21 protein-coding genes are annotated in these 23538 nt (G+C 57.0%); 11 read left to right on the forward strand and 10 right to left on the reverse strand.

Features of this window, described 5'->3' with window-relative positions; genetic code table 11:
• Positions 1 to 6: 6 nt before the first annotated feature.
• Positions 7 to 171: a hypothetical protein gene (locus HZB34_03960; GenBank protein ID MBI5315103.1), complete on the reverse strand. Its 165-nt coding sequence runs from the start codon at positions 169 to 171 to the stop codon at positions 7 to 9.
• 138 nt (positions 172 to 309) lie between these two features.
• Positions 310 to 729, reverse strand: coding sequence for a sel1 repeat family protein (locus HZB34_03965; GenBank protein MBI5315104.1), 420 nt, complete (start codon positions 727 to 729; stop codon positions 310 to 312).
• Positions 730 to 1414: 685 nt separating this feature from the next.
• Between HZB34_03965 and HZB34_03970 the strand changes: the two genes are divergently transcribed.
• The gene (locus tag HZB34_03970) at positions 1415 to 1594 is read left to right on the forward strand and encodes a hypothetical protein (protein MBI5315105.1); all 180 of its coding nucleotides are present in this window, start codon (positions 1415 to 1417) and stop codon (positions 1592 to 1594) included.
• 97 nt (positions 1595 to 1691) lie between these two features.
• Here the strand turns inward: HZB34_03970 and HZB34_03975 are convergent, their stop codons facing one another.
• From HZB34_03975 to HZB34_04005, 7 genes are all read right to left on the reverse strand, one after another.
• On the reverse strand, positions 1692 to 3128 hold the full coding sequence (locus HZB34_03975) for a pentapeptide repeat-containing protein (GenBank protein MBI5315106.1): 1437 nt from the start codon (positions 3126 to 3128) through the stop codon (positions 1692 to 1694).
• Between the two features lie 45 nt (positions 3129 to 3173).
• Complete coding sequence (locus tag HZB34_03980; protein ID MBI5315107.1) at positions 3174 to 4508, reverse strand: nicotinate phosphoribosyltransferase; 1335 nt, start codon at positions 4506 to 4508, stop codon at positions 3174 to 3176.
• 202 nt (positions 4509 to 4710) lie between these two features.
• The gene (locus tag HZB34_03985; GenBank protein MBI5315108.1) at positions 4711 to 5301 is read right to left on the reverse strand and encodes an isochorismatase family protein; all 591 of its coding nucleotides are present in this window, start codon (positions 5299 to 5301) and stop codon (positions 4711 to 4713) included.
• A gap of 224 nt (positions 5302 to 5525) precedes the next feature.
• Entirely contained in the window at positions 5526 to 5912 is a 387-nt protein-coding gene (locus HZB34_03990; protein MBI5315109.1) for a cytochrome c, read from the reverse strand.
• A gap of 468 nt (positions 5913 to 6380) precedes the next feature.
• Complete coding sequence (locus tag HZB34_03995) at positions 6381 to 6545, reverse strand: zinc ribbon domain-containing protein (protein ID MBI5315110.1); 165 nt, start codon at positions 6543 to 6545, stop codon at positions 6381 to 6383.
• Between the two features lie 194 nt (positions 6546 to 6739).
• Positions 6740 to 9163 (reverse strand): AAA family ATPase, encoded by a 2424-nt coding sequence (locus HZB34_04000; protein ID MBI5315111.1) that lies wholly within the window; start codon positions 9161 to 9163, stop codon positions 6740 to 6742.
• An 8-nt stretch (positions 9164 to 9171) separates the two neighbouring features.
• On the reverse strand, positions 9172 to 9717 hold the full coding sequence (locus HZB34_04005; GenBank protein ID MBI5315112.1) for an HPF/RaiA family ribosome-associated protein: 546 nt from the start codon (positions 9715 to 9717) through the stop codon (positions 9172 to 9174).
• A gap of 387 nt (positions 9718 to 10104) precedes the next feature.
• Here HZB34_04005 and HZB34_04010 point away from each other — a divergent pair, with 387 nt between their 5' ends.
• The 3 genes from HZB34_04010 to HZB34_04020 all read left to right on the forward strand — a co-directional run bounded on the left by HZB34_04010 (position 10105) and on the right by HZB34_04020 (position 13529).
• The gene (locus HZB34_04010) at positions 10105 to 11187 is read left to right on the forward strand and encodes a phosphotransferase (GenBank protein ID MBI5315113.1); all 1083 of its coding nucleotides are present in this window, start codon (positions 10105 to 10107) and stop codon (positions 11185 to 11187) included.
• Positions 11188 to 11282: 95 nt separating this feature from the next.
• A complete protein-coding gene (locus HZB34_04015) occupies positions 11283 to 11816 on the forward strand; it encodes an adenylyl-sulfate kinase (protein ID MBI5315114.1) in 534 nt (177 codons plus the stop codon).
• 714 nt (positions 11817 to 12530) lie between these two features.
• Complete coding sequence (locus tag HZB34_04020) at positions 12531 to 13529, forward strand: alpha/beta fold hydrolase (GenBank protein MBI5315115.1); 999 nt, start codon at positions 12531 to 12533, stop codon at positions 13527 to 13529.
• A gap of 736 nt (positions 13530 to 14265) precedes the next feature.
• On the opposite strand, the gene HZB34_04025 is transcribed toward HZB34_04020, so the two are convergent.
• A complete protein-coding gene (locus tag HZB34_04025) occupies positions 14266 to 15348 on the reverse strand; it encodes an IS630 family transposase (protein ID MBI5315116.1) in 1083 nt (360 codons plus the stop codon).
• 419 nt (positions 15349 to 15767) lie between these two features.
• Here HZB34_04025 and HZB34_04030 point away from each other — a divergent pair, with 419 nt between their 5' ends.
• The 7 genes from HZB34_04030 to HZB34_04060 all read left to right on the forward strand — a co-directional run bounded on the left by HZB34_04030 (position 15768) and on the right by HZB34_04060 (position 23249).
• Positions 15768 to 17798 carry a PAS domain S-box protein gene (locus HZB34_04030; GenBank protein ID MBI5315117.1) on the forward strand — a complete coding sequence of 677 codons (2031 nt, stop codon included), beginning with the start codon at positions 15768 to 15770 and terminating at the stop codon, positions 17796 to 17798.
• Complete coding sequence (locus HZB34_04035) at positions 17795 to 18442, forward strand: response regulator transcription factor (GenBank protein MBI5315118.1); 648 nt, start codon at positions 17795 to 17797, stop codon at positions 18440 to 18442. Before HZB34_04030 ends, HZB34_04035 begins: the two co-directional genes overlap by 4 nt.
• 431 nt (positions 18443 to 18873) lie before the next feature.
• Complete coding sequence (locus HZB34_04040; GenBank protein ID MBI5315119.1) at positions 18874 to 19323, forward strand: response regulator transcription factor; 450 nt, start codon at positions 18874 to 18876, stop codon at positions 19321 to 19323.
• Between the two features lie 93 nt (positions 19324 to 19416).
• Positions 19417 to 20262, forward strand: coding sequence for a hypothetical protein (locus tag HZB34_04045; GenBank protein ID MBI5315120.1), 846 nt, complete (start codon positions 19417 to 19419; stop codon positions 20260 to 20262).
• A gap of 305 nt (positions 20263 to 20567) precedes the next feature.
• The gene (locus tag HZB34_04050; GenBank protein ID MBI5315121.1) at positions 20568 to 20807 is read left to right on the forward strand and encodes a hypothetical protein; all 240 of its coding nucleotides are present in this window, start codon (positions 20568 to 20570) and stop codon (positions 20805 to 20807) included.
• A 19-nt stretch (positions 20808 to 20826) separates the two neighbouring features.
• Positions 20827 to 21075, forward strand: coding sequence for a DUF2934 domain-containing protein (locus HZB34_04055; protein MBI5315122.1), 249 nt, complete (start codon positions 20827 to 20829; stop codon positions 21073 to 21075).
• Between the two features lie 362 nt (positions 21076 to 21437).
• Positions 21438 to 23249: an ATP-dependent metallopeptidase FtsH/Yme1/Tma family protein gene (locus HZB34_04060; protein MBI5315123.1), complete on the forward strand. Its 1812-nt coding sequence runs from the start codon at positions 21438 to 21440 to the stop codon at positions 23247 to 23249.
• The last annotated feature ends 289 nt before the right edge of the window (positions 23250 to 23538 follow it).

The raw sequence follows: 23538 nt of genomic DNA on the forward strand, positions 1-23538 counted from the left end.
CATTATTCATGACAGTTCGTTGCGAAATCGCTGAGCCGCGTCGCGAGAACGGCGCGCGGAGCCCTGAGGACCTGAGGCGTACTCGTGCAGTACGTTGAGGGTCCGCAGGGCGAGCCCGCCGACCGAAGGCTTGTCGTGCAGCGGATCGGCGATTGCAGCAGAAGTGTTCATGAATAATGCGGGCTAGATCTCCCACATGTTGGGTGGTCGCCATGCTCATTTCTCTTCCGGTTTCCACCCTCGTGCGAGCTGTCCCGCCTGGACAAGGTTGGGACGTGAATAAGGTCAATGCTTATGAAGGCTCAGTGGCTAGTCGCACTCCTTAAACTTCGACTGTCGACAATGCCGGGCCATCTCCAGCGCTTTCGCAATCTGCGCGGCGCTCATGCGTGAAGCCACACGGTCTCGAAGCTTTATCGCGACCATCGCATCATCCCCACTCACTGCTTCGGCAGCGAGGTGGTACCACATGTATGCGCGAATGAAGTCTTGCGGGACGCCCTGCCCCTTGTCATACATCAACCCCAAATTATACTGCCCCTCTGCGTCTCCCTGCTCGGCCGCCCGCTGCCACGACTTCACGGCTCCCTGAGGGTCCTTCGGAATAGTCTGGCCATCGGCATACATTGCAGCCAGATTGGATTGTGACCCGGCGTCACCAGAGGAATCTGCCGCTTCGCCTGGCGCACAGGCCATGATCAGGAAGACTGTGAAGAGAACATGCCGCATTGCTAACCTGCCTTCTGCACACATCGAACGTAATCCATGTTCCCTCCAAGCTTGCTCATATGCTCTTCTCTGGAACGGCACTCGTGTCGGGCCTGACCGTGGCCGTCGAGCGAGGCCCTTCCGATTCTTCAGCTTCTCCAGAGAGGGCGGGCAAACAGTCCTTCACTGCGGGCAGTGAACGATTATCGTCGATCTGCTGATTGATCCTTCCCAGCTCGCTAGTTTTTTCTCCCGTGGAAGGGTACCCATGTTGGTCTACGTGCGGCCGTCAAATGCTTGTCCTCATCTACCCGCTCTCAGCGAGGAGGCTGGCATAGTCTCTACTGCGCGCATCGAGGGACCACCGTTCTATCGTGGGGCCTCTGCGAGCACAGAGACTAGCCAGCTTTCTCGCCCCCCTCTCGCCGTACCAGCTTGTACGTATAAGTAGTCTCCACAGGCGAAGTGGTTGATGACGCATCGACTAGGAGGCGGGATCGTAAAGATCGACCCTTTGCCATTCAGGAAAACCCTATTGCCCGTTCAAATTTGAAAGGACAAGGACCTCAGACTGTACACATTTGTACGTATAAGTAGTCCCCACATGGCTAAGTCATTGATAATGTAAGGACTCAATGTTGGATTGTAAATTGCTAAGTACTCCCCACGTCAGTCAATTTTCATCATAATGAGGGAGGAAAGAGTGATGGATTGCCCAAAGTGCAAAGGATTAATGATGTTGGAACGGTTCTCGGATTTCTTCCTGGTCTTTTATGCCTGGAAATGTGTCAATTGCGGCGCGATCATCGACAAGACGATTTGCAATAATCGAAGAAATAGCCTCGCTGCTAAAGCTACGAAAGAAGTTGAAGCGGCTACCGTATAATTTTCGTCACAACCTTCGATTTCTTTGTGATGTGCCTCAAATTGAACCTCTGAATAGGGGAGGCGGTATATCTGTCCTCCCCCACAGCAGTCTCCCGTCACCGCTTTGTTTTCTTCGTGGTTGTCTTTCCCCCACAGGGCTCCGGGCGGCTGAGGTCGGCCGGTAACTTGGTCTGCTCGTCGAGACAGGCGCTGTCGATTTGCGCCTGGGTCAGGCCCAGCGCTCTCGTGAGGTTCGCGCCCCGCAAGTTTGCCTGCCGCAGATCGGCTGCATCCAGTCGTACGCCGGTGAAATCCACGCCCGGAAACGAAGTTTCCTGAAGGTTCGCCTCCTGCAGATTGGCCTGCTCGATCGTGGCGTGACTGAAGTTCGACCTTCTCAAGTCCGCTGCGACCAGATTGGCCGATTCCAAATTTGCCCCATTGAATTGCGCGCGCTCCAGCGACACGTTCGGCGCGTACATCTGGCTGAGGTCCGCTTGGATGAAAATGGTTCCCTTGCCCCTCGCTCCGATCAGGACGGCGTGAGGGAGTTTCGCACCACGGAAGTCGGTTCCATCGAGAATCGAATGGTACAGAATCGCCATTCGAAGGTTGGCAGATTGCAGGTTGGTCCTCACCAGCCGTGCGTCTTCGAAGTTGACTCCTTCCAGGTCTGCTTGCCGGAAGTCTGCAGACTGCAGATTGGTGAACCGAAAGTCGGCGCCCCGGAGCAACGCATCGCGGAGGCTGGCTTCCGTCAGATCCGCCTCATCGAAATAGGCTCCTTCGAGATCTGCTTCCACGAGGCGCGCGCCGTATAGTCGGGCGCCGTCGAGAAGGGCGCCCTGCAGATTAGCCTGTTCCATGTTCGCTTTGGTCAAGTTTGTCCGGCGGAGATCGGCATTCAGGAAGTCGGCTCCGGACAAGGCTGCGCCCTGCAGGTTGGCGCCATAAAAATAACTATCGGCTAGGTTGGCCTGTGTGAAATCGGCAGCGGTGAGGTCCGCGCCTTCAAAGTGTGCCCGTTCGAAGGTGGATTCGCGCAGTCTGGCCCCGGTCACAATGGCGTCGTACAGAGCCGCTTCATCGCCTATCGCACGGGATAGACTGGCTTTCGACAATCGAGCATGCCGGAGATCGGCGCCCGACAGGTTGCTGTCCTCCAAGCCGGCCTTGGTAAGATCGGCACCGGCGAGCCGCGCCTGCGTCAAGGTGCTCTCGGCGAGGTGCGCTTCCCGTAGGACTGCGCCTTCCAGGTTGGCCCGTTCCAGGTTGGCTCCGGCGAGTTTCGCCTGGCGCAAGTCTGCCTGACAGAGATTTGCCCGTTGGTACTCCTGCTTTTCACGTTGTGCGAGCCACCGCCCGTGCGATTCCACAATCGCCTGCAGCTGCTTGGGCGGAACAGGCTTCTTTTTGTAGGCGCTCTCACAGTTGGTGGCGTAGCTGCTTGCCTGACTCGGTTCTGCCGCTTGGGCAATGGCGGGGATTCCGATGGTCAACGCTGCGATCAATACCCTATGGAAGGCACAGGCTCCTTTAAGTAATCTTTTCATTCGTATCTCCTTAGGATGAACATCCGGCGGTGTGGCATGTGATTATTACACAGATTGGTCTACGGCGAACGCAAGATCATGAAGTGGTTGAGAGATTCTAACCTCATAGGGGTGGTCGCCCTCCAGACTTCGTAACGGATCAGGCAACAGTGCCAGCTCTGTGGCGGCCCGTTGACGCAATTCCGTCAGTTTCTGAGTAGGAACAAGGCGTCGGCCCCCTGTCATCACGGGATGCAACAGTGGATCTCCTGTGCCGGGGGCCTCCACTGTGGTCACGAGATCGTAATCGCATCGCCCATCGCGGCGGTACTGTCGATAGACCTGTTTGCTGCCAGGCCAGGTGGCTTTCCCTTCCGATCGTTTCCGGCAGGGCCGGCCGGCATACTCTTGAAGTTTGTAGGCACAATCGAGTGACGGCGCGTCGGCCGACGTGGTCATGGCGGTGCCGATGGCAAAACTGTCGATCGGTGCTCCGCTGCCGATCAGCCGCTGCAATTGGTACTCGTCCAGATTGCCGCTCGCCAGGATCTTGGCTTGTGGCAAGCCCCCCTCATCCAAGATGCACCGGACTTTTCTCGCATGGTCTGCCAGGTCGCCACTATCTAACCGTACGCCCTTCACCGTGATGTTCCGTTGCCTTAAGCGAGGAGCCAGCGCCACAACTTTGTGTGCTGCCGCCTCCGTGTCGTAGGTATCGATCAAGAAAACTGTATTCTCCGGCTGTGCAAGAGCGAAATGTTCGAAGGCAGTTGCTTCGTTTTTGTGGGCCTGTACAAACGAATGGGCCATCGTCCCGTAGGTCGGAATGCCATATTCCATACCCGCGAGGACTGTGGCGGTGCCGGCGAAACCGGCCAGATAGCTGGCTCGCGCGGCGAGCAGGCCGGCCTCCGCTCCGTGCGCCCGACGTAACCCAAAATCGATGAGTGGTTTTCCGCCTGCGACCAAGACCGATCGTGCCGCTTTCGACGCGATGAGTGTCTGAAAGTTGAGCAGATTCATGATCCTCGTTTCGGCGAGCTGCGCTTGGGGAAGGGGGGCCCTCACGCGAAGGATCGGCTCGTTCGGAAAAAACACCGTTCCCTCCCGCATGGCGTGCACGTCGCCGGAGAACCGCAGGGTTTCCAGATAGTCCAAACAGGATTGACTGAACCGTCCGGTCTGTTCGAGCCATTCCAGTTCGGCTGGGCTGACGCGGAGCTGTTCCAAGAAGTCCAGGACTTGCTCCAACCCGGCGGCCATCAAAAAGCCACGTTGGGGCGGCAGCCTCCTCACGAAAAACTCAAAGACGGCGCTGTCCATCATGCCTTGCTCGACATAGGCCTGCACCATGGTGAGTTGATAGAGGTCGGTCAGAAGAATACTTGAGCAGGGATTCATGCGGCGAGACTTTCTTGCAGGATGCTGAAAAAGTCCGCCAGCGTCGTTCTCGCATCGTTCAGACCCTCAACGTACCGCAAGGGTACGCCTCGGGCCTTCACTCGCTGCGGCCTTGCTGAACGGCCTTTTTGAGCATCCTGTTTCAGTGGTTCCCTCTTATCAGAGACGGATAGGCCTTTGAAGTTCAGGTAATCCATAATGACTATACGCAGTATTCCAGCCGGGTCGGGATCGCTCCCAATCGAACCATGGCTTCTTCCGCCTTGCGTCCATCCTCCCAGGCGACATTGACAGGCCTGATTGCATCGGTCAGCAAACAGACGTGGTAGCCGAGCAGCCGCGCGTCCTTGACCGTGTTGAGGACGCAATAGTCCGTGGCGAGCCCGCCGATGAAGAGCCGCCCGATACCAGCCGCCTGTAGGTGTTCGTGTAGAGGCGTATCTTGGAAGGCTGAATAGGCTTCCTTGTCCGGCAGGGTCGCCTTCTGAATGATGGTAGCCGTTTCCGGGATGGGGAATGAGGGAGGCGGCAGAGCGCCGAGCGAACCAGCCACGCAATGGATTGGCCAGGGTCCTCCCTGCTCGCGAAAGGAACAATGGTTGGGCGGATGCCAGTCGTGCGACAAGAAAATCGGCAGGCCCTGTGACTGGAAACGATGAATGTACCCGCGCAGGATGGGGATGATCTCGTCGCCTCCCTTGACCCCTAAGGCTCCGCCTGGGAGAAAATCGTTCTGGACATCGGCGATCAGCAAGGCATCGCCGATGTACAGCTCTTCCCGTATTGTGCTCATGGCGTATCGGTGTCACCAGAAAAGAGCATACATGCAGGGCGCTCAAAAAGCCCGTTCAGCAAGGCCGCAGCGAGTGACCAAGGATGATCCCTCAATGCTTGCTCGTATGTATTGTCCCTAGGAGTGGCCCGGATGGGTCCCCCACTGCGCGCGTCCAACGAGGGTTTTCCGAAACCGCGCGTTGCGCGAGCACAGGGGACCCATCCGCGCCACTCCTCTTCCTGCTACCGTCCCTGCTGGGACAACAGGCGGATATAGGCCACCACGTCCTGCATCTCGCCGTCCGTCAGCTGCCCTCGCCACGCATGCATGGGGCTGAAGACGACTCCGTGTTCGATGGTTCGTAGCAGCTCTTCGTCGGATTTCAGAAAAGATAGGAAGCGGTGAAAGTTGGCCGGCGGCACCTTGAGAGCCTGCCCGTCAGGTCCGTCCCCCCAGCCTCCGATACCGTGACAGGCCTGGCAATGTCGCTCATAGACACCTTTGCCCCTTGTGATATCGGCCGGATATTCTTGCGCGCGGAGAGATGAATAGAATGTCAGACCCATCATTCCTGCGATGACGATGACTCGGACGATGGTCGGCATCAGGTCATGATGGATCGGGCGCATGAAAACCTCCTAGTAAGCTGCGGAAAATCCGTTGTGGTATGCACAGCATTGCACTGTTCCCTTGCTAGCGGTCGTAAACCAAGAACCAGGCAGGATGCTCAAAAAGGTCAGACATTTCACCCGCCCGCACTGAGTCTGCCAAGACAGACTCTTTCCCCTGGGACGCGCCGTTCCGCAGGCAAGGCCGCAGCGAGCGACCAAAGATTGATCTTTCCAAGCTTGCTCGTTCTCTCTTCAGGGATGGGGGCTGATTGATCTTCCACTGCGCTCATTTTTACCTTCCCATATTTCTCCAAAGGGTGGCTTGGTCGATCCTCGATTGCGCGCGTCGAACGAGCACATTCTTATCGTGCGCGTTCCGCGAGCAGGAGGACGACCAGGCTACCCGTCCCATCCTTCTCAGGCCGCGCGTTGCGCGAGCACAGAAGATCATCAGGCTCCATCCCCTTCCCATTTTTCAGCATCCTGCTAACTCTTCTTGGTCGTGTGGGCCACAAACGACGTATAAAGTTGCTGCATCTTGCCGCTGCCGCACTTCGGGCAGGTCACCTTATTGGATTCATGTTGCTTCAAGGTTAAGACCACCAATGATTCCTTCCCACAGTCCTGACATTTATAGTCGTACATGGGCATATGAAGACCTCCCCCTAGTAGGTTGCCAAAAAACCATTCCCGAAGGCTGCTCAAAAAGGCCGTTCAGCAAGGCCGCAGCGAGTGAAGAAGGCTGAGGTCGAGGTTAAGGTTAAGTGTCGATGAGATTCTTGTTTTCTCAACCTTAGCCTCAGCCTCAACCTTCCCATACGCTGGCGGCCTTTTTCAGCAGCCTGCTAGACTTCTGTGATAATGCGTCCATTAGGCTTCCTTTCGCCCTCGCTCCATTCTGCGATGGCCTGAGCCAGCTCTGCGAGTCGTTGGGCCGCGCGGCCGTAGACCGTGTCGGGAGCATACTCCCCATTGAGGTCTCGCACGCCTGCCGGCACGCCGGTGAGCAATTCGATGGCTTCTTCTATGGTGTTCACCCCATAGATCGTGAAGCGACCGGACTCCACCGCCTCGACGACCTCGCGCCGCAGCGCGAGATGTTTGGTATTGCGGGCGGGGACAATGACGCCCTGTTTCCCGGTCAGCCCCCGCCGTACACAGGACTCGAAGAATCCTTCGATCTTTTCATTCACACCGCCGATGGGCTGCACCTCACCCAGCTGGTTGACCGAGCCGGTTACGGCGAGCCATTGACGAACGGGGAGATCGGCGAGGCTGGACAGGATGGCGGCCAACTCGCCCACTGCGGCGCTATCACCTTCCACTTCAGAGTAGGTCTGCTCAAACGTCAGTGAGGCGCTCAACGCAAAGGGATGGGCGCCGGCAAATTTTCCGGTGAGGTATCCCGCGAGTGTCATCACACCTTTGCTATGGATGTTACCTGCCAGTTCCGCTTCGCGTTGAATGTCGATCACCCCTTTGGTGCCGACGGAAGTGCGCGCCGTAATCCTGGTCGGGCGGCCGAAGGCATAGTCACCGAGCTGGTGTACGGAGAGCCCGTTGACCTGACCCACCACTTCTTTGTCCAGATCCACCAGCAAGGTGCCTTCCCGGATTTCGTCCTGGATCCAGTGTTCCGCCAGATTGGACCGATGGCGTTTGTGCGCAACCGCTGCTTCGACATCCGCACGTGTGACGAACGCATGGCCATCCTTCTTGGCCCAGTAACCTGCTTCCCGGATGAGGTCGCTGACCAGACTGAAACGCAACGAGAGGCGGTCGTGCCGGTCCGCAAACCGGAACCCCTGTCGGATGATTTCGGCCACGGCATCGACTCCAAAATGCGGGAGCCCTTCTTCCCGGCAGAGCTTGGCGACGAAGCGCGCATATTGGCGATCCTGCCGCTCGCTCCGCACCACCTCGGTGTCGAAGTCCGCCTTCACCTTGAAGAGTTTGGCAAAGTCTTCTTCGTAGGCTTGGAGGAGGTAATACAGTACCGGGGGTCCGACCATGATGACTTTGACGGTGACGGGAATCGGATCCGGTCTGAGTCCTGCGGTGGAAAATCCATAAAACTCGGCTGGGTCTTCGATCTTGACTTCCGCCGTCTTGATGACCCGCTTTAACGCGTCCCAGGAAAAGGGCTGGCGGAGAACATCCATTGCATTGACGATCAAATACCCGCCGTTGGCGAGGAGGGCTGCACCGGCCCGAATCTCAGTAAAGTCAGTGTACATGACTCCCATCTGGGCTTTCCGTTCGATTTTCCCTATCAGGTTGGTATAGGTCGGGTGGGATTCATCGATCACTGGCGCCCCGGACGTTGGGTCATGCTCGACAATGAGATTGACGAGGTACCGGGTCATATCGGGCCGACGCGGCTCAAGTCCCGGGAGGTGGAGGGCCGGACCTTCGTGCGGTAGGAAATCCTTGTACTGATGAATAATGTTCTGATGCACTCGTTCGAGATAGCCGGCGATCGCCGGCAGGTCCAGGTAGGCGCGGCGTATCGTCTCGTAGCGACCTTCCATGATGTTGGCCACGAGTTGACGGTCCAAGTGCTGCCGGGCGTGCTCCGCTTCCTTTTCGAGGGCGTGGATGCGGACGTGAAATTCACGAATTTCCCCTTCGAGCGTTTTCCGCCGCTCTGCCAGCTCCTGCTGTTCCTGCTCCGTCAGGGCCTCCATCTGTTCGTCGGTCATCGGATGGCCATCTTTGAGAGGGACGAGCCCGAACCCTCCGGGGGTTTCTTCGAAACCGAACCCCCGCGCTACGCTCAGTTCCGTCAGATCGCGAAAGAGCGCTTTCTTCTTCGATTCCGTGTCTTCGAAGATTTTGGCCTTGGCATCCAGATACTTTTTGCTGTCGAAGGCCAGGGGAATGTCACGCCGCAGGCCTTCGATGAACGCAGCCATCTCCCGCTTGAAAATGCAGCCCTGTCCGGCGGGAAATGACAGACAGACCGGGCGTGACACGTCCTGAAAGTTGTTCACATAGCACCAGTCGGCCGGGGCCGGCGCCCCCTGGGCCACCCGTTTCACCATCTGGCGGACGAGCGTCCCCTTCCCGGTACCGACCGGACCAGAGACATAGAGATTGAAGCCTGGCCCCTTCATGTGCAGGCCGAATTCCAAAGCTTCGACCGCTCGTTCTTGTCCGATGATTTCGTTCAGCGGCTCCAGTTCGCTGGTATCGTCGAACCCTAGCTGTGCCGGATCGACAGCCGGCGACAGCATGGAGACGGGAATCTTGAGTCTGTCGACGGCCATGAAGATTCCTACAAGACGAGGGGGGACGGACGTTGGACCGTCGTGGCCTGAGGGCCTTTCTCGCCCTCTTCAAGGTTAAAGGCAACGTCGGTTCCATCGTTCAATTCTTCGAACGTGAGACCCTGTAGCGCGTGTTTGTGGAAGTACACCTCGCCCCCGCCCTCCTTGAGGATGAATCCGTACCCTTCTTTTGGAAACAGTTTGCAGATCACTCCGCGTAATGGAGGGATCGGAGGGGTACGTACCTCGGTGCTGGCCCGCTTCTCGCGGTACTTGCGGAGCTCGATAGCCATGGCGTCGAAAGCTGTTCGGATGGCCTCCTCGAACGTCTTGTCTTCCTTACGGGCCGTCATGGTCTGGCGACCGGGGAGCGTGAGGACAATGAGCGCTTCGGCAACATTGTCCAACTTCTTGTGGTGGGGATTTTTCGTGAGGGTGACACGCCCATGGATCAGATCGTAATGCCTCTGCTGGAGGTCTGCCATGCGGGTCTCGATTTCACTCTTCCAGCGGGGAGTCATCTCGACGTTTCTGCTCTCAATTTCCAGCTGCATGTGGCCTCCGTTCGTTTATTTGGTTTGTCTTGTTGATTTGGTTGAATGAAACTAACCAGATGAACTAAATCAACCAAACAAACTAAACAAACCAGAACGACCAGCTGCCGGTTGACATCAGCAAGCTGTATGCCGCCCTCAAACAGAGAGCTTGGGGTGAGAGTATAGGGGGTAGAGGCTGATATTTCTTGTGTCTTGCCCCTTGTTGCACTCCTCTCGCCTAATTGAAGTGACGCATTTCTCCCCAGTGGCTCGGTTGGGAGTGAAGCTCAATGCACCAGTTTATGTTGAGGCGAATGGTTGATTCATTCTCTAGTGGCTCCGTTGCATGCTTAAACCTTGCCTTACGCGATGGAACACGAATTGCCTATCTTCACTCCTATGCCTATGCTCAAGAAAGAGTCCCTGGAACAATACCTTCGCGGCCGGTTCGGTTTCAAGGCGACCTTGCTGACCTATGGGGCAATCGGGAAGGAAAGCTCGAAGGGCACCTACAAACAGTATGGGTATGGTTCACCGGTCAAATTGACATTTCGAATCGGGCGCACTATCCAGTCGGCGGTATTGGAGACGATGAGTCCTGGGCCGTTCGGTCATGAGCATATGGCGGACCGGGCCCAGGCAATCCTCTGGGATTATGACTCCTATGGCCGGCTACCGCGCCACGTGAAGGCTCTCGATGTCGGAGCCTTTACCGACGATCAGCAGCTGATCTCGGTGGCGGAGGCGCGCGAATTTTTTGTTCTGACTCAATGGACGGAGGGAACCAGCTATCATTCCGATCTGGAGCGATTGGTCAAAGGCGGAAGCCTCAGGAAACTGGATCGAGAGCGAACGATAGCCCTGGCACGTTATCTGGCGGAGATCCATGCCAGGAAACGGCGCGACCCCTCCCTCTATCGGCGCCGGCTCAGGGAATTGATCGGTCACGGCGAGTGTATTATGGGGCTGACCGACAGCTACCCGGACCGCTACGAGTTTATCTCGGCGGATCTCTTGCGCGGAATCGAAGAGGCTTGTAACCGGTGGCGCTGGCGCCTGCGCGGGGAGACCCACCGTCTCTCGCAAGTTCATGGAGACTTTCATCCCTGGAATGTCTTGTTCCGGAAAGGAGCGGATTTCTCCGTGCTCGACCGGTCACGCGGGGAGTGGGGGGAACCGGCGGACGATGTGACCTCGATGACGATCAATTATCTGTTTTTCTCACTCTGTCGCTGGGGCACATTGAAAGGGCCTTTGGAAGTGCTGTTCCGGCTCTTTTGGGACACCTATGTGGAGGCAAGCCGAGACCATGCGGTCACAGAGTCTGCTGCCCCCTTCTTTGCATTTCGAGGATTGGTCTTAGCGAGTCCCGTGTGGTATCCCAAGCTGCCGATCGAGGTGCGCCGGACCATCTTTCGATTTATCGAGCATGTGCTGGATGAGCCGTACTTCGACCCTTCGAGGGTGAATGAGTATTGCCGAGCCTAGAGGGTCATTGGTCACTAGTCATTGGTCAATGGTGAAGATTGGATTCTTTTCGCGATGCCGACATGTTTTCTGCGTATATTGGTGACCGTTGACCGATGACCATTGACCATTCTTCCAGCTTCGCGATCTGGATCACCGGCCTTCCGGCGTCGGGCAAGAGCACGATCGTCTCGGCACTAAAGCCCCAGCTCGAAGGACTTGGATTGACGGTCGAGGTATTGGAGTCTGATGAAGTAAGGCGGGTCATTACGCCGAGACCGACCTATTCGGAAGCGGAGCGGGACCTCTTCTACCGCGCCTTGGCTTTCACCGGGCAGAGGCTCGTCGCACATGGTGTGACCGTGATCTTCGATGCGACGGCGAGCCGCAGAGTCTATCGGGACTTTGCGAGGTCCGCGATCCCCCGCTTCATTGAGGTTGCCGTGGAATGTCCTCTTGCAACCTGCATGGAGCGGGACAAAAAAGGAACCTATCGAAAGGGCCAGTCGGGCGACTCTCTTACGGTCCCGGGGTTGCAATCTCCCTACGAAGTGCCGATCAAGCCGGATCTCTCGATCGACAGCGCCACCATTCCCTCAGACAAGGCGGCAAGCCGGATTCGCGACCTGGTCAAAGCGAAATTCCTATAGCAGGATGCTGAAAAAGCGGCAGGGTAGCCTGGCCGTCCTCCTGCTCGCGGAACAGAGAGCGGGATGGAGCCTGATGATCTTCTGTGCTCGCGCAACGCGCGGCCTCGGAAGGCCCTCGTTGGACGCGCGCAGTGGAAGATCAATCAGCCCCCATCCCTAGAGATATAACGAGCAAGCTTGGAGGGAACGATGTATGTCGTTCGATGCGCGCAGTAGAGGGCAGCTTTGGCCACCCCCTTGGAGATAGGTAGTGGGAATTATAAGGCCCTCGCCTGGGTAAATGGCACGTCTTGGCGTGCCAGTGGGTGGGCGGGTGAAAAAGCTGCGCGCAGTGGAAGATCAATCAGACTCCATCCCTAAAGAGAGAACGAGCAAGCTTGGAGGGAGCACGGATATCGTTCGACGCGCGCACTCGAGGATCGACCAGGCCACCCTTGAAAATGAATTGGGCATTAGGAAGGCGCGCGCAGTTGGGATCATCCCAGCCACTCCGTATAAATGATAGTTCGATGCGGCCTTGCTGGGATGTCATTTTGAGCATCCTTCACGGTCCGCTCCCGTTGTTCAAGACGTGCAGACCCTCTCGCAATCATCCTGATGATCCTTGTTCGCTCTGCTCTGTACACTCTATGAAGCTACGTCTCGCCCCGGTTGACTCGGAGGGCCTTGTGAATTTACTCTGCGAATGTAGACTCGCCTGCGGAACTTTTTGGTATGATGACCGCTATGTCACAGAACCGGCGCGAATTTACACCGGCACCCTGGCTCCGCCATCCAGATTTCATGACGGTGCTCCCACTCTGTTGGCCTCGCCGGGCGCTCTTGACCGGCGTCCCGACCGAGTCGCGGCTCTTTACCACCGAGCCGCACACCCAGTTGCTCGGTCACTGCCACTGGCAGCCCCACCGTACGGCCTGCCAGACCCTGGTCCTCGTGCACGGCCTGGAAGGCTGCAGCGAGTCGCACTATATGCGCGGCATCGCCGCAAAAGCCTATCGTGCCGGCTGCAATGTCATCCGGATGAACCAGCGGACCTGTGGCGGGACCGAGCACCTGACGCCGACCCTCTACAACAGCGGCTTGAGTCAGGACTATCGCACCGTTGTCCAGGAATTAGCGCAAGTAGATGGACTCGATCGCATCTGGCTGATCGGCTATTCGATGGGCGGGAATCTGGTCCTCAAAGCCGCCGGTGAAATCGGCGCCTCAGAGGCAGCGTTGGCCGGCGTGATCGCGGTCTGCCCGACTATCGATCCTCCACAATGCATCGAGGCTTTGGAACAGCCTCGTAACCGGATGTATCACAGAGGCTTTCTCAGGAAACTGAAAGCCCGCTTGCGGCGAAAGGCCGCGCTCTTCCCCGACAAGTGGGATCTCACGGACCTCGCGGGCATCGCCTGGATGAGAGAATTCGATGACCGCTACACTGCGCCTGACGGAGGGTACACGAGCGGCGCCGACTACTACCAGCGGACCGGAGCCCGCCATGTACTTGAGTCCCTCGCCGTCCCTACCCTCATCATCACAGCCCAGGATGATCCCTTCATTCCCTACGCCATGTTTACAGGACCGCTGGTTCAGCGCCACCCGCAGATTCGGATCATCGCGCCGCGTCATGGGGGGCACTGCGGGTTCTTGCACCGGGCCCGTAATGGCGAAGATGCCTACTGGGCCGAAAATCGGATTGTGGACTTCGTGCTGGAACGGACGTGAGGAGAACCGCTCACCCAACCTTGCCTGTTCCGCCCCCTTGCGGCTTTCCTGCGCGTGGGACTCCTGTCGGTGGTCTCGCGCGTCTCGTGTTGGGAGGTGCAGGCTCAGGGCGCTTCCATCGGTTAGTCAGGATATCGAGATCCATACAGTTGCCACAGTTGACACAACGCCGGACCATCGCTGGTCTGCCTGTGATGCCCCGTCCCGTGAACGACGTGTGGTCGGAAATCAGCAACCCGCCACAGCGCGGGCAAGAATGCACCAGGCGAAGCCGATACCTTGCTGCACTGGTCACTTTCCCGGTCCGGTGCCTGACTGGGTCCGTCAAACAGAATCATCGCGGCGGTCCGATCTGCCGGAAGTACTGCGGGGTTGTTTCCCGGACCTTTGTGAAACATTGGGGACAGTAGGTATGGGTGAGAGAAAGAGCGCCTGGCTTTATGTCATAGGTTTTTTGATACGTTTGTGGCGTGAGCCAGCGTTCGGGACCAGGGGATGAGCCCCCGGCGTCTCGAACGAGCCCGCACAGACAACAGACAGGGAGCAGCATTGGCTGTGTAAGCGGTACGTTCTTCCGGGTGTACGGTGTTTCAGAAGACATAGGCGACATTCTTTCCTTCATCCGCCGGCCAGGAGCTGTGCCACAGCGGCGGGCTGAGCTGTCTACGGCATGGTTATACGGACGGGCAGCCGTTTGCGGAACTAGGAAGTTCCCCAGTTCCACTCGAACAACTTACTAGTGTAGTGCGTCCAACGCTTCTTTACATTTGGCGACTTTGCTCAGGATCCGTTCCACTGACGCCGTCCAGACGAACACGCGAGGGTTTTGGTTGTGATGGTCCAGGTAGTCTCTGATCGCGGCAATCAGTTCCGGGACACTGGTGAAACTGCCGCGACGGATCCGCTTGTCAGTGAGCTCACGGAACCATCGCTCAACCATGTTCAACCACGAACTCGACGTCGGAATGAAGTGCAGCTGGAACCGTGGATGTCGTTGCAGCCAGCGTTTCACACGGGGGTGTTTGTGGGTGCCATAGTTGTCCACGATCAAATGCACATCAAGTTCGGCCCGCGTGTCGGTATCGATCTTCTTGAGGAACCGAATGAACTCCTGGTGCCGATGCCGCGGCATGCAGTCGCCGATGATCGTGCCATCGAGCATGCTCAGGGCTGCGAACAACGTGGTGGTGCCGTGGCGCTTGTAATCGTGCGTCATGGTGCCGCAGCGGCCCTTCTTCAAGGGGAGGCCTGGCTGGGTGCGGTCGAGGGCCTGGATTTGGCTTTTCTCATCGACACACAAGACCAAGGCTTTGTCCGGGGGATTGAGGTACAGGCCGACGACATCGTAGAGCTTCTCGATAAAATGCTGATCGCGGCTGCTCTTGAAGGTCTTGACCAGATGCGGCTTGAGGTGGTGTCGTTTCCAGATGCGGCGGATGGTGGCCTCGCTCAGCCCGTGCGCCTCGGCCATGCGTCGGGTACTCCAATGTGTCGCCGCGGGAGGCGTAGTGTGGAGCGTCGCCTCGACCACCGCGCGCACTGCCCGCTCCGAGATGCGTGGAATCCGTCCAGGGCGCGGGGCGTCCTGTTCCAAGCCCGCACAGCGCAGCGCCAGAAACCGTTGTCGCCACAGCTGCACCGTTGGGCGGGAGATATTCAAGTGTTGGGCGATGTGCTGACTCAGGAGGCCCTCGGCGGCCATCTGGATAATCCGTGCGCGTTGCACCAATCGCACGGGGAAGCGCCGCCCGTGCGCCCAGGTGGAGAGGATGACGCGTTCATCGGGAGACAACACGATGGGCTCGGCCATCCGACTCATACGCACACAGCGTATAGATCCTAAATACATATGTCAATCTATTTATGACGCACTACACTAGCGGCTGTTGATAGAGGCCGCCCTCTTCGTTCGTCGTTCGTGAATTGAGCGAGACGTGCGCGACTCACGAGGGTAAGATTTCCGACCAGTGCCTGGGTAGAGAAACTAGGAGGACCCCTAGTCTCGCAAGGAGAGATTACTAGCGGCTGACCAATGGCAGTTTCTCGGCTTGTCTGATTTTCGCAATAAGCATAGACTTCGGTTCCTGATCAACCCTTCAGTCGAGGGCAACGACTTCTCAGTGCTGTGGACTAGGCTGAAGGGGGTAAGGCCGAACGAAGTATTCGGAGTTTCGAATTCCTACCTTCAGCCTTACCCGCGTCACCCCTGCGCCTGCCTTTCTTAAGAAGGACAATGTGATGGCCAAGAAATCCGGCAAATCCAGGAAGACTACGGAGCTCCGCCGGCAGGCGGAAGAGTTGCTGCGGGCGACGAAGCGCGAGGTGGCGGCCATGCCGCTCAAGGACGTCCAACAGCTCGTGTATGGACTGCGGATCCGTGAGATCGAGCTGGAAATGCAGAACAAGGAGCTGCGCCGGGCGGAAGATGCCTTGCGGCTTGCAAAATTCTCGATGGAAAGGGCTGCTGATGCGGTGTACTGGATCGACCCGCAGGCCAAGGTCTTGGATGCGAACGAGGCAGCCAGCCTGATGCTGGGCTATTCGAAAGAAGAGTTGTGTGCCATGACTGTCCACGATCTGAATCCCGATTTCCAAGCGAACATGTGGCCGGGGTTTTGGGCAGAAACTCAGCGGCACGGGACCATGGTGTTTGAGACTGCCCATCGGGCCAAGAATGGCCGTCTGGTTCCCATAGAAGTGAGTGTCAATTATCTCTCCTACGGTGGAAAGGAATATCACTGTGCGTTTGTGCGCGACATTACCAAACGGAAGCAGGCGCAGGCAGCGCTCCGAAGCAGCGAATTATTCCTCGACTCCATTGTGGAGAACATCCCGGACATGATTTTCGTGAAGGATGCCCAGCAGTTGAAGTTTGTTCGATTGAACAGGGCCGGTGAGGAGCTTCTCGGTCGTGCGCGCACTGAACTTATTGGAAAGTCGGATTACGATTTTTTCCCCAAGGAAGAAGCGGATTTTTTCACCGGAAAGGATCAAGAGGTACTCAGGGACGGACATTTCCTCGATATCCCAGAAGAGCCCATTCTCACCAAAGGAAAAGGACCGCGCTTCTTACACACCAAAAAGATTCCTCTCTTTGACGAAATGGGGCATCCGCAATATCTATTGGGGATTTCCGAAGACATCACCGAGCGGAAGCGTACGGAGGAGGCATTGCAGGCGAGCGAAATTTTTTCTCGTTCTGTCCTGAACTCGCTCTCCGCACTTATCTGCGTGCTGGGCAAGGACGGGATCATCTTAAAGACGAACGATGCCTGGAAAGAGTTTTCCTGCCGCAACTCAAATCGCCTGGTTCCCCCTATCGATTCCGGAGAGAATTATCTCGATCTATGCCGTCGGGCGATCGCCGATGGAGATCCGGCAGCTCAGGCCATTGTCGAAGGTATTGAAATCGTGCTCAGAGGCAGTCAACCGATTTATAGTTCGGAATATGCCTGTCTTTCGTCCGAAAAAGAGCAATGGTTTCTGATGCGGGTCACTCCCCTGAAAGAGTCGAAGGGTGTCGTCGTTTCGCACACGGATATCTCGGAGCGGGTCCAAATGGGGCGGGAGTTAGAGAATCATGCCCGCCTGCTTGGCGAAAAGCAGGAGGAGTTGGAATCCCTGACGGGGAAGCTGATCGAAGCCCGGGAACAGGAGTGCAAAAGGATCGCGCGCGAACTGCACGACGACTTCAATCAACGACTGGCAGCTCTGTCCGTCGAACTCGAGAACCTGGAGCGATCTCCTGTTGCCCCACCGGTATCGATCGCCCGACAACTCGCAGTCATTCGAGGACAGATGGTGCAACTCTCCGATGACCTGCACGATCTGGCTTACAGGCTGCATCCCTCGTTGCTGGATCACGTCGGTTTGGAAGCCGCCGTGCGGGACCATATCGCCGAGTTCACGAAGCGGACCGGGTTGCCCGTGAGGTTTACCGCTCGTGAGGTACCGATGCGGCTCTCGCCGGAGATTGCCACTAACCTGTTTCGTGTGGTGCAGGAAAGTCTGCAGAATGTGTCCAAACATGCCAAGGCGACTGATGTGACGGTCAAGCTGAGCGGCTCCTCCAAAGGGATCGGTGTATCGGTGCGCGATGACGGCAAGGGGTTCGATCTCGGAGACAAGAGTGCTCGCTTGAAGGGACTCGGCCTGGTCAGCATGGAGGAGCGCACGCATGGGCTGGGCGGGTTTCTCAGGATCCATTCATTCGAGATGGGCGGCACGAAGGTCTGCGCCTGGATCCCACTTGCTCCGGAGGGGGCATGAAAAAACCGCGGGTTCTTATGGCCGATGACCATTCGATGATCCTCGCCGGCTTGCGGAAGCTGGTGGAGGCTGAGTGTGAGGTGGTGGGCACGGTGGAAGACGGGCGGGCACTGGTGGCGGCGGCGCGGAAGCTGCGGCCGGATTTGATTCTCCTGGACATCTCGATGCCGCTCTTGAACGGCCTCGAAGCGGCCAGGCAACTTCGCACCCTGGTGCCGGAAAGCAAACTGATCTTCCTCACCATGCATGCCAGCCCGACCTATGCGACCGAAGCGTTCCAGGCCGGGGCCTCCGGCTATCTCCTCAAGCGCTCCGCAGCGTCAGAACTCAGTCTGGCGATCAAATCTGTCCTCCAAGGGCAACACTATCTTACCCCGTCGCTCACGAAGGAGGTGCTGGACTCAGTCCTCAATCCGTCCAGCGTCGAACGAGGCAAGCCTCTGGCTGCGGTCCTCACGGCGCGCCAGCGGGAAGTCTTGCAGCTTGTCGCTGAGGGCCGAGGCACGAAGGATATCGCCACGATTCTCAACGTGTCGGTGAAAACGGTGGAATTCCATAAGACCCGTATCATGCAGCAACTGGACATTCATACCACGGCTGACTTGACGAAGTATGCGATCACCCACGGAATCACCGGCCTCTAACGGTAGGTTGCTGATGCGGTTCCCTTGTTTATTTGGTTTGTTTGGTTGAACGAGACAGACCAGATAAACCAGATAAACGAAACAAACCAGTTTGAGCATCCTGCTAACCTGTAATTTCTCTGCCGGCTTCCATCGCAATTGTCTACACGCTGCTGCGAACTTATTTGTTGTTCGTGAAGCGTGAAGCATCCGAATCCGGAAACGAAATACGCTTCACGGACGACGCTTCACGCCCAGGCGGGCGGTTTCGTACCGAGTGACCTCTAGTAACATTGCCCCTCAATGCCAGGGTTCTTCCTAGTTCCACGCTCTCTCCTGGAAGCCTACGATTCCCTCGCTGCCATTTTTCCTCTGTGGTCTCCTCTGATCCATCGAACGCTTGGCTGGCCAGGATAGTTTCTCGTGGCCTGATAGAGAGGAGAGACAATGAGATGATAAAGCCACGTATCTTACTTGCCGAGGATCATCCTTTGGTAAGGGATGCCTTGTTGGGCCTCCTGGGCGAGCTGGGTAAAGTCGTGGGGGCGGTGAGAGACGGGCATGCGCTCGTAGAAGCGGCACAATGGCTGAATCCGGACATTATTATTTCGGATATTTCGATGCCAAAGCTGAATGGCCTCGACGCCGTTCGTGCCCTGCAAAACTGTGCACCACAGAGCAAAGTGATCATTTTGACGACCTATCAGGAACCGGCATACCTGACCTTGGCATTCGACGCGGGGGCTCGCGGCTTTATCCTCAAGAACACTGCCCTCCTTACAGAATTGCCTCAAGCCCTTTTGCACGTGCTCGCCGGCGATCGCTATATCGGGCTAGGGGTGAAGGGGGAGTGGATGCCAGTTGATGGAGGCAGGGTTCCGATACAGCTATCGAGGACGTAGGGGCCGAAGCGACGCGTTTCACGATTGTGGAAGAGCGACGGATGGGCTGAACGACTTGTTGATGCGTTGAGCGATGGCAAGAAGGAGGCTGTGATGGAAAAACCAGATGGCCAAGAATGGGACAGGACGTTGCTCACGCGGGAAGAGGCCTCCTCGCTATCTCTGCTGGAACCGCTCCTCGACCGCCATCTCGCCCCCATACTCGAGGCCTTGACCCTTCACCTCGGGAGTGGTCCTGAGGGGGCCTCGTTACTGTCGGACGAACTCGCAGTGGCCCGATTGAAACGGTCGCAACGGGAATATCTTCTCTCCATGCTGAGCGGAGCGAGCGATGGGTCTGTCGACAGAGACGGAGTGCCGGTAGCAGAGTATCGTGATCCATTTGGTCTTGGCAGCGAATGGCACCTGCGGAGCTTTGTCCATTTTCTGACCTCGATGCAGCCGGTGGTGTTCGAAGCCTTTGGTATGACTCCTCACTTGTACCAGAAGATCTGGAATGCCCTGCTCAAAGTCATGTTTAGTGACCTTGAGCTGGCGCTCAATGCTTCCCTCAAGCAGCGCGATGATCTGATAGAAGCAACCAAGCAGGATGCAAGCGAGGCGAGGAGGACTCTGGACTATGCGCTGAGCAGGCAAGCGACTGAAGAGAAGCAGCGCCAGGCCGAGCATCGGACGGTCGTGAATCTTCTTACGGCATGGCTCACGAAGACATCAGAATTGGCCCAAGAGATGGGGACCCCGCTCAATGTGATCCTCTGCCGTGCTGAGTCCCTCCTGGAGCGAACCGATGAGGAGACAACACAAGCTGCTCTCCGGAGCATCATCAGGCAGGTTGAGCAACTGATTCCGCTGAGACAGCAACTGTGCGCCCTCGATCATGGGTCTGACATCAAGCCGCGTGTGTCTGGTCTCGATGCCCTGGGGGGACGGTCCCGCTAAGCTCTGGCACCCCATGATCGAGTGGTGGGATTCAAATGTCCTCCCATATGTGGGGTTGCCCACGGATTAGAGGACTGTTCGGAGAACTCCGCAGATGAAAAATCATCTGGTTGATGTGTAACCAGTGCGCAGATTGTGACATGTCTGCGAAGACATACATTGCTGCGGCAATATACGTCAGCCATCCGTGAGTGACCGCCTGTTGCCTTGTTGTTTAGTCTACGTATTTTCCTGAGGCGCACTTGGCACCGAAGCTGCAAGGTGATTGGACCATGCACCACATTTCATCAGAAAGGGGGAGAAACATGCAGGCTCAACAGAGTACTGACCTCCGGGTGTTGGAAGTGATCGTTCGATCACCGGGAACTGCCCTCGATGACATCGTGCTCGAGTGTCCGGATCTCACCTGGAACCAGGTCTTTATCGCGATCGATCGGCTCAGTCGAGAAGGGGCGCTCAAGCTGACGCCTAAAGGACGCGGGCTGTATACGGTTCACCTCTCGAACGATGCATTGCAAGCAGCGCAGCACCAAATCGTCGCCTGAATCATCTGAAAGGAGCATCATGAAAGCACAGACCTCAAAACAGACGGCTGAGAAGAAGCTGCACCGCCCGCCGGCAAAGCAGGGCGCAGAAGCAACAGCACCCGCCAAGCCCAAGCGTCAGGGGCAACCCTCATTCGATGATCTACAAGCGCGCATCACGGTACGGGCCTATGAATTGTACGCCGAGCGGGGCTACCGGACTGGTTGTGCGTTGGAGGATTGGGTGGATGCCGAGCGGGAAATCCTGAGTCGTGAATTTCCTGTATAGGTCCCTGTCCGAAGCTACCATCCGGCGTGAATGTAATCGGGCTCTTGCTGCTACCTGCACGACCTGTTGCTTTACGCTACAGTGGCAACTAGGGTCACTGTAGCAGGACTCCCCGAATCCGATTTTCATCCCTCAAATTTTTCTCGAACCCCCCAATATCTATTGGAAAAATTCCTGTCTAAGGGCCCCATGTCAGGGTCTCTCATTTGCAATCGCAGCGTACGGGCGTCGTCGGAGAGATGGGCTGTCTTGTCAATCTGCTTTTTCTGATTACTTGAATTGTCGAGGTTCTTTGGAACAAGCTATACGCAAGATCCTTTCATCCCCTGCTGGGTTCGTGACTTCTAGAGGAGGGCATGGCGATGCCGGTGAATAAGAAAATGTCCTTTTCGATCCTCTATGTTTTTCTCGCGATTTTTTTGGTCGTGCTCATGCACGATTTCATCGTGGCGACGCAGAAGCCGGAAGAGCTTCCCTACAGCGAATTCAAGACACTCGTGGCGGCCGACAAAGTGGCGGAAGTCGCGGTGACTCATCAGAGATTGGTCGGGAAGCTCAAGTTGGAAGAGGGAGCCAAAGAGCAGAGGATATTTACGACTGTTCGGGTTGAAGACCCCGATCTTATCAAGGACCTCAGCGCGCGCAACGTGACGGTTACCGGCGTGATTGAAAGTACCTTCTTGCGCGACCTCATTTCCTGGGTTATTCCTGCCTTGGTCTTTGTCGGCATTTGGCTCTTTGCCATGCGACGTTTCGGTCAGGGCCAACAAGGGGGATTCATGACGGTGGGGAAGTCGAAGGCCAAGATCTACGTGGAGCAGGATATCAAGGTGACGTTCGCGGATGTGGCAGGGGTGGACGAGGCGAAGGAAGAGTTGCTGGAGGTGGTCGAGTTTCTGAAGACCCCGGAAAAGTTCACGCGTCTCGGAGGAAAGATTCCGAAAGGCATCTTACTCGTCGGACCGCCTGGAACGGGTAAGACCCTTCTCGCCCGCGCCGTGGCCGGAGAGGCAGGGGTGACATTTTTCAGCATCAGCGGGTCCGAGTTCGTGGAAATGTTTGTAGGGGTCGGGGCAGCACGCGTGCGGGACCTGTTCGATCAGGCCAAGGTTAAAGCCCCTTGTATTATCTTTATCGACGAGCTGGATGCGCTCGGGAAAGCCCGCGGGATGGGGCCCATGGCGCATGAAGAACGAGAACAGACCTTGAATCAGTTGCTCGTGGAGATGGACGGCTTCGATCCCCGCATCGGCGTTATTCTGATGGCGGCGACTAATCGGCCTGAAATCCTGGATCCGGCACTCTTGCGGGCCGGCCGGTTCGACAGGCAAGTCTTGGTCGACCGGCCGGATAAGCTCGGCCGTCTGGCCATCCTGCGCGTCCATGCGAAGAAGGTGGCCTTGGGTTCCGATGCGGATCTCGAGATCATTGCCGGGATGACTCCCGGCTTCTCCGGCGCCGATCTCGCCAATATCATCAATGAAGCAACGCTCTTGTCCGTGCGTCGAAATAAAGAGCGGGTGGGCCTCCCGGAATTGCAGGAAGCAGTGGAGCGGGTCGTCGCCGGATTGGAAAAGAAGAACCGGGTGCTCAATAAGATGGAGAAAGAGCGAGTCGCTCACCATGAAGTGGGCCACGCATTGGTGGCTCTGTCACTGCCTGGAACCGACCCGATTCAAAAGATCTCGATCATTCCCCGTGGAATCGCGGCACTGGGCTATACCCTTCAGCTTCCGACCGAGGATCGTTTCTTGATGGCGAAAACGGAGCTGGAGAACAAGATTGCCGTCCTATTCGGAGGGAGGGTTGCAGAGGAATTGATTTTCGGCGAGGCCTCTACAGGAGCGCAGAACGACATGGTGAAGGCCACGGACATTGCCAAGAGTATGGTCAAATCCTACGGAATGAGCGAAAAGTTGGGGACAGTCACGCTCGATCGCGAACGCCAGCCCCTCGTGATGCAAATCCAGGCGCCTCAGGAGAAAGGCGACTACTCAGAGGAGACCGCCCGCGAGATCGACTGCGAAGTGCGTCGGATTATCGATGAACAGTATGAGCGTGTGAAACGGCTCCTGGCTGAAAGGAAGCCCGCACTCATTGAAGGAGCAAGGGTCCTCCTCGATCGAGAGGTGATCAGTGGGGCGGATCTTAAAGCCATCATGGACAAGTACTGACAGGATGCTGAAAAAGAAGAGGGGATGGGGTAGCTGGGACGATCCCTTGCTCGCGGAACGCGCACGATCGGAATGTGCTCGTTCGACGCGCGCAGTTGGGATCATCCCACCCACCCCTTCAATAAAGTGATAACTCGCTGAGGCCTTGCCCGCGGAACGGCGCGTCCCAGGGCAAGGAGTCTGTCTTGGCAGACTCAGGGCGAGAGGGTGAAATATTAGCCGGGGTTGGGCGGGTGAGAAGTCTGGCCTTTTTGAGCATCCTGCGAAAGAGGGGAGACTCGCGGGATTT

This window comes from Nitrospirota bacterium (assembly GCA_016219645.1).
In the GTDB taxonomy this organism is placed as follows: domain Bacteria; phylum Nitrospirota; class Nitrospiria; order Nitrospirales; family Nitrospiraceae; genus Palsa-1315.

What these genes read in the sequence shown, in the direction of transcription:
- HZB34_04040 (MBI5315119.1), top strand. Translation starts at nt 18,874, where the DNA reads ATGATAAAGCCACGTATCTTACTTGCCGAGGATCATCCTTTGGTAAGG.
- HZB34_03975 (MBI5315106.1), bottom strand. Translation starts at nt 3,128, where the DNA reads ATGAAAAGATTACTTAAAGGAGCCTGTGCCTTCCATAGGGTATTGATC.
- HZB34_03980 (MBI5315107.1), bottom strand. Translation starts at nt 4,508, where the DNA reads ATGAATCCCTGCTCAAGTATTCTTCTGACCGACCTCTATCAACTCACC.
- HZB34_04015 (MBI5315114.1), top strand. Translation starts at nt 11,283, where the DNA reads ATGACCATTGACCATTCTTCCAGCTTCGCGATCTGGATCACCGGCCTT.
- HZB34_03970 (MBI5315105.1), top strand. Translation starts at nt 1,415, where the DNA reads ATGGATTGCCCAAAGTGCAAAGGATTAATGATGTTGGAACGGTTCTCG.
- HZB34_04045 (MBI5315120.1), top strand. Translation starts at nt 19,417, where the DNA reads ATGGAAAAACCAGATGGCCAAGAATGGGACAGGACGTTGCTCACGCGG.
- HZB34_04055 (MBI5315122.1), top strand. Translation starts at nt 20,827, where the DNA reads ATGAAAGCACAGACCTCAAAACAGACGGCTGAGAAGAAGCTGCACCGC.
- HZB34_04030 (MBI5315117.1), top strand. Translation starts at nt 15,768, where the DNA reads ATGGCCAAGAAATCCGGCAAATCCAGGAAGACTACGGAGCTCCGCCGG.
- HZB34_03995 (MBI5315110.1), bottom strand. Translation starts at nt 6,545, where the DNA reads ATGCCCATGTACGACTATAAATGTCAGGACTGTGGGAAGGAATCATTG.
- HZB34_03985 (MBI5315108.1), bottom strand. Translation starts at nt 5,301, where the DNA reads ATGAGCACAATACGGGAAGAGCTGTACATCGGCGATGCCTTGCTGATC.
- HZB34_04010 (MBI5315113.1), top strand. Translation starts at nt 10,105, where the DNA reads ATGCTCAAGAAAGAGTCCCTGGAACAATACCTTCGCGGCCGGTTCGGT.
- HZB34_04025 (MBI5315116.1), bottom strand. Translation starts at nt 15,348, where the DNA reads ATGAGTCGGATGGCCGAGCCCATCGTGTTGTCTCCCGATGAACGCGTC.
- HZB34_03960 (MBI5315103.1), bottom strand. Translation starts at nt 171, where the DNA reads ATGAACACTTCTGCTGCAATCGCCGATCCGCTGCACGACAAGCCTTCG.
- HZB34_04000 (MBI5315111.1), bottom strand. Translation starts at nt 9,163, where the DNA reads ATGGCCGTCGACAGACTCAAGATTCCCGTCTCCATGCTGTCGCCGGCT.
- HZB34_04005 (MBI5315112.1), bottom strand. Translation starts at nt 9,717, where the DNA reads ATGCAGCTGGAAATTGAGAGCAGAAACGTCGAGATGACTCCCCGCTGG.
- HZB34_04060 (MBI5315123.1), top strand. Translation starts at nt 21,438, where the DNA reads ATGCCGGTGAATAAGAAAATGTCCTTTTCGATCCTCTATGTTTTTCTC.
- HZB34_03965 (MBI5315104.1), bottom strand. Translation starts at nt 729, where the DNA reads ATGCGGCATGTTCTCTTCACAGTCTTCCTGATCATGGCCTGTGCGCCA.
- HZB34_04020 (MBI5315115.1), top strand. Translation starts at nt 12,531, where the DNA reads ATGATGACCGCTATGTCACAGAACCGGCGCGAATTTACACCGGCACCC.
- HZB34_03990 (MBI5315109.1), bottom strand. Translation starts at nt 5,912, where the DNA reads ATGCGCCCGATCCATCATGACCTGATGCCGACCATCGTCCGAGTCATC.
- HZB34_04035 (MBI5315118.1), top strand. Translation starts at nt 17,795, where the DNA reads ATGAAAAAACCGCGGGTTCTTATGGCCGATGACCATTCGATGATCCTC.
- HZB34_04050 (MBI5315121.1), top strand. Translation starts at nt 20,568, where the DNA reads ATGCAGGCTCAACAGAGTACTGACCTCCGGGTGTTGGAAGTGATCGTT.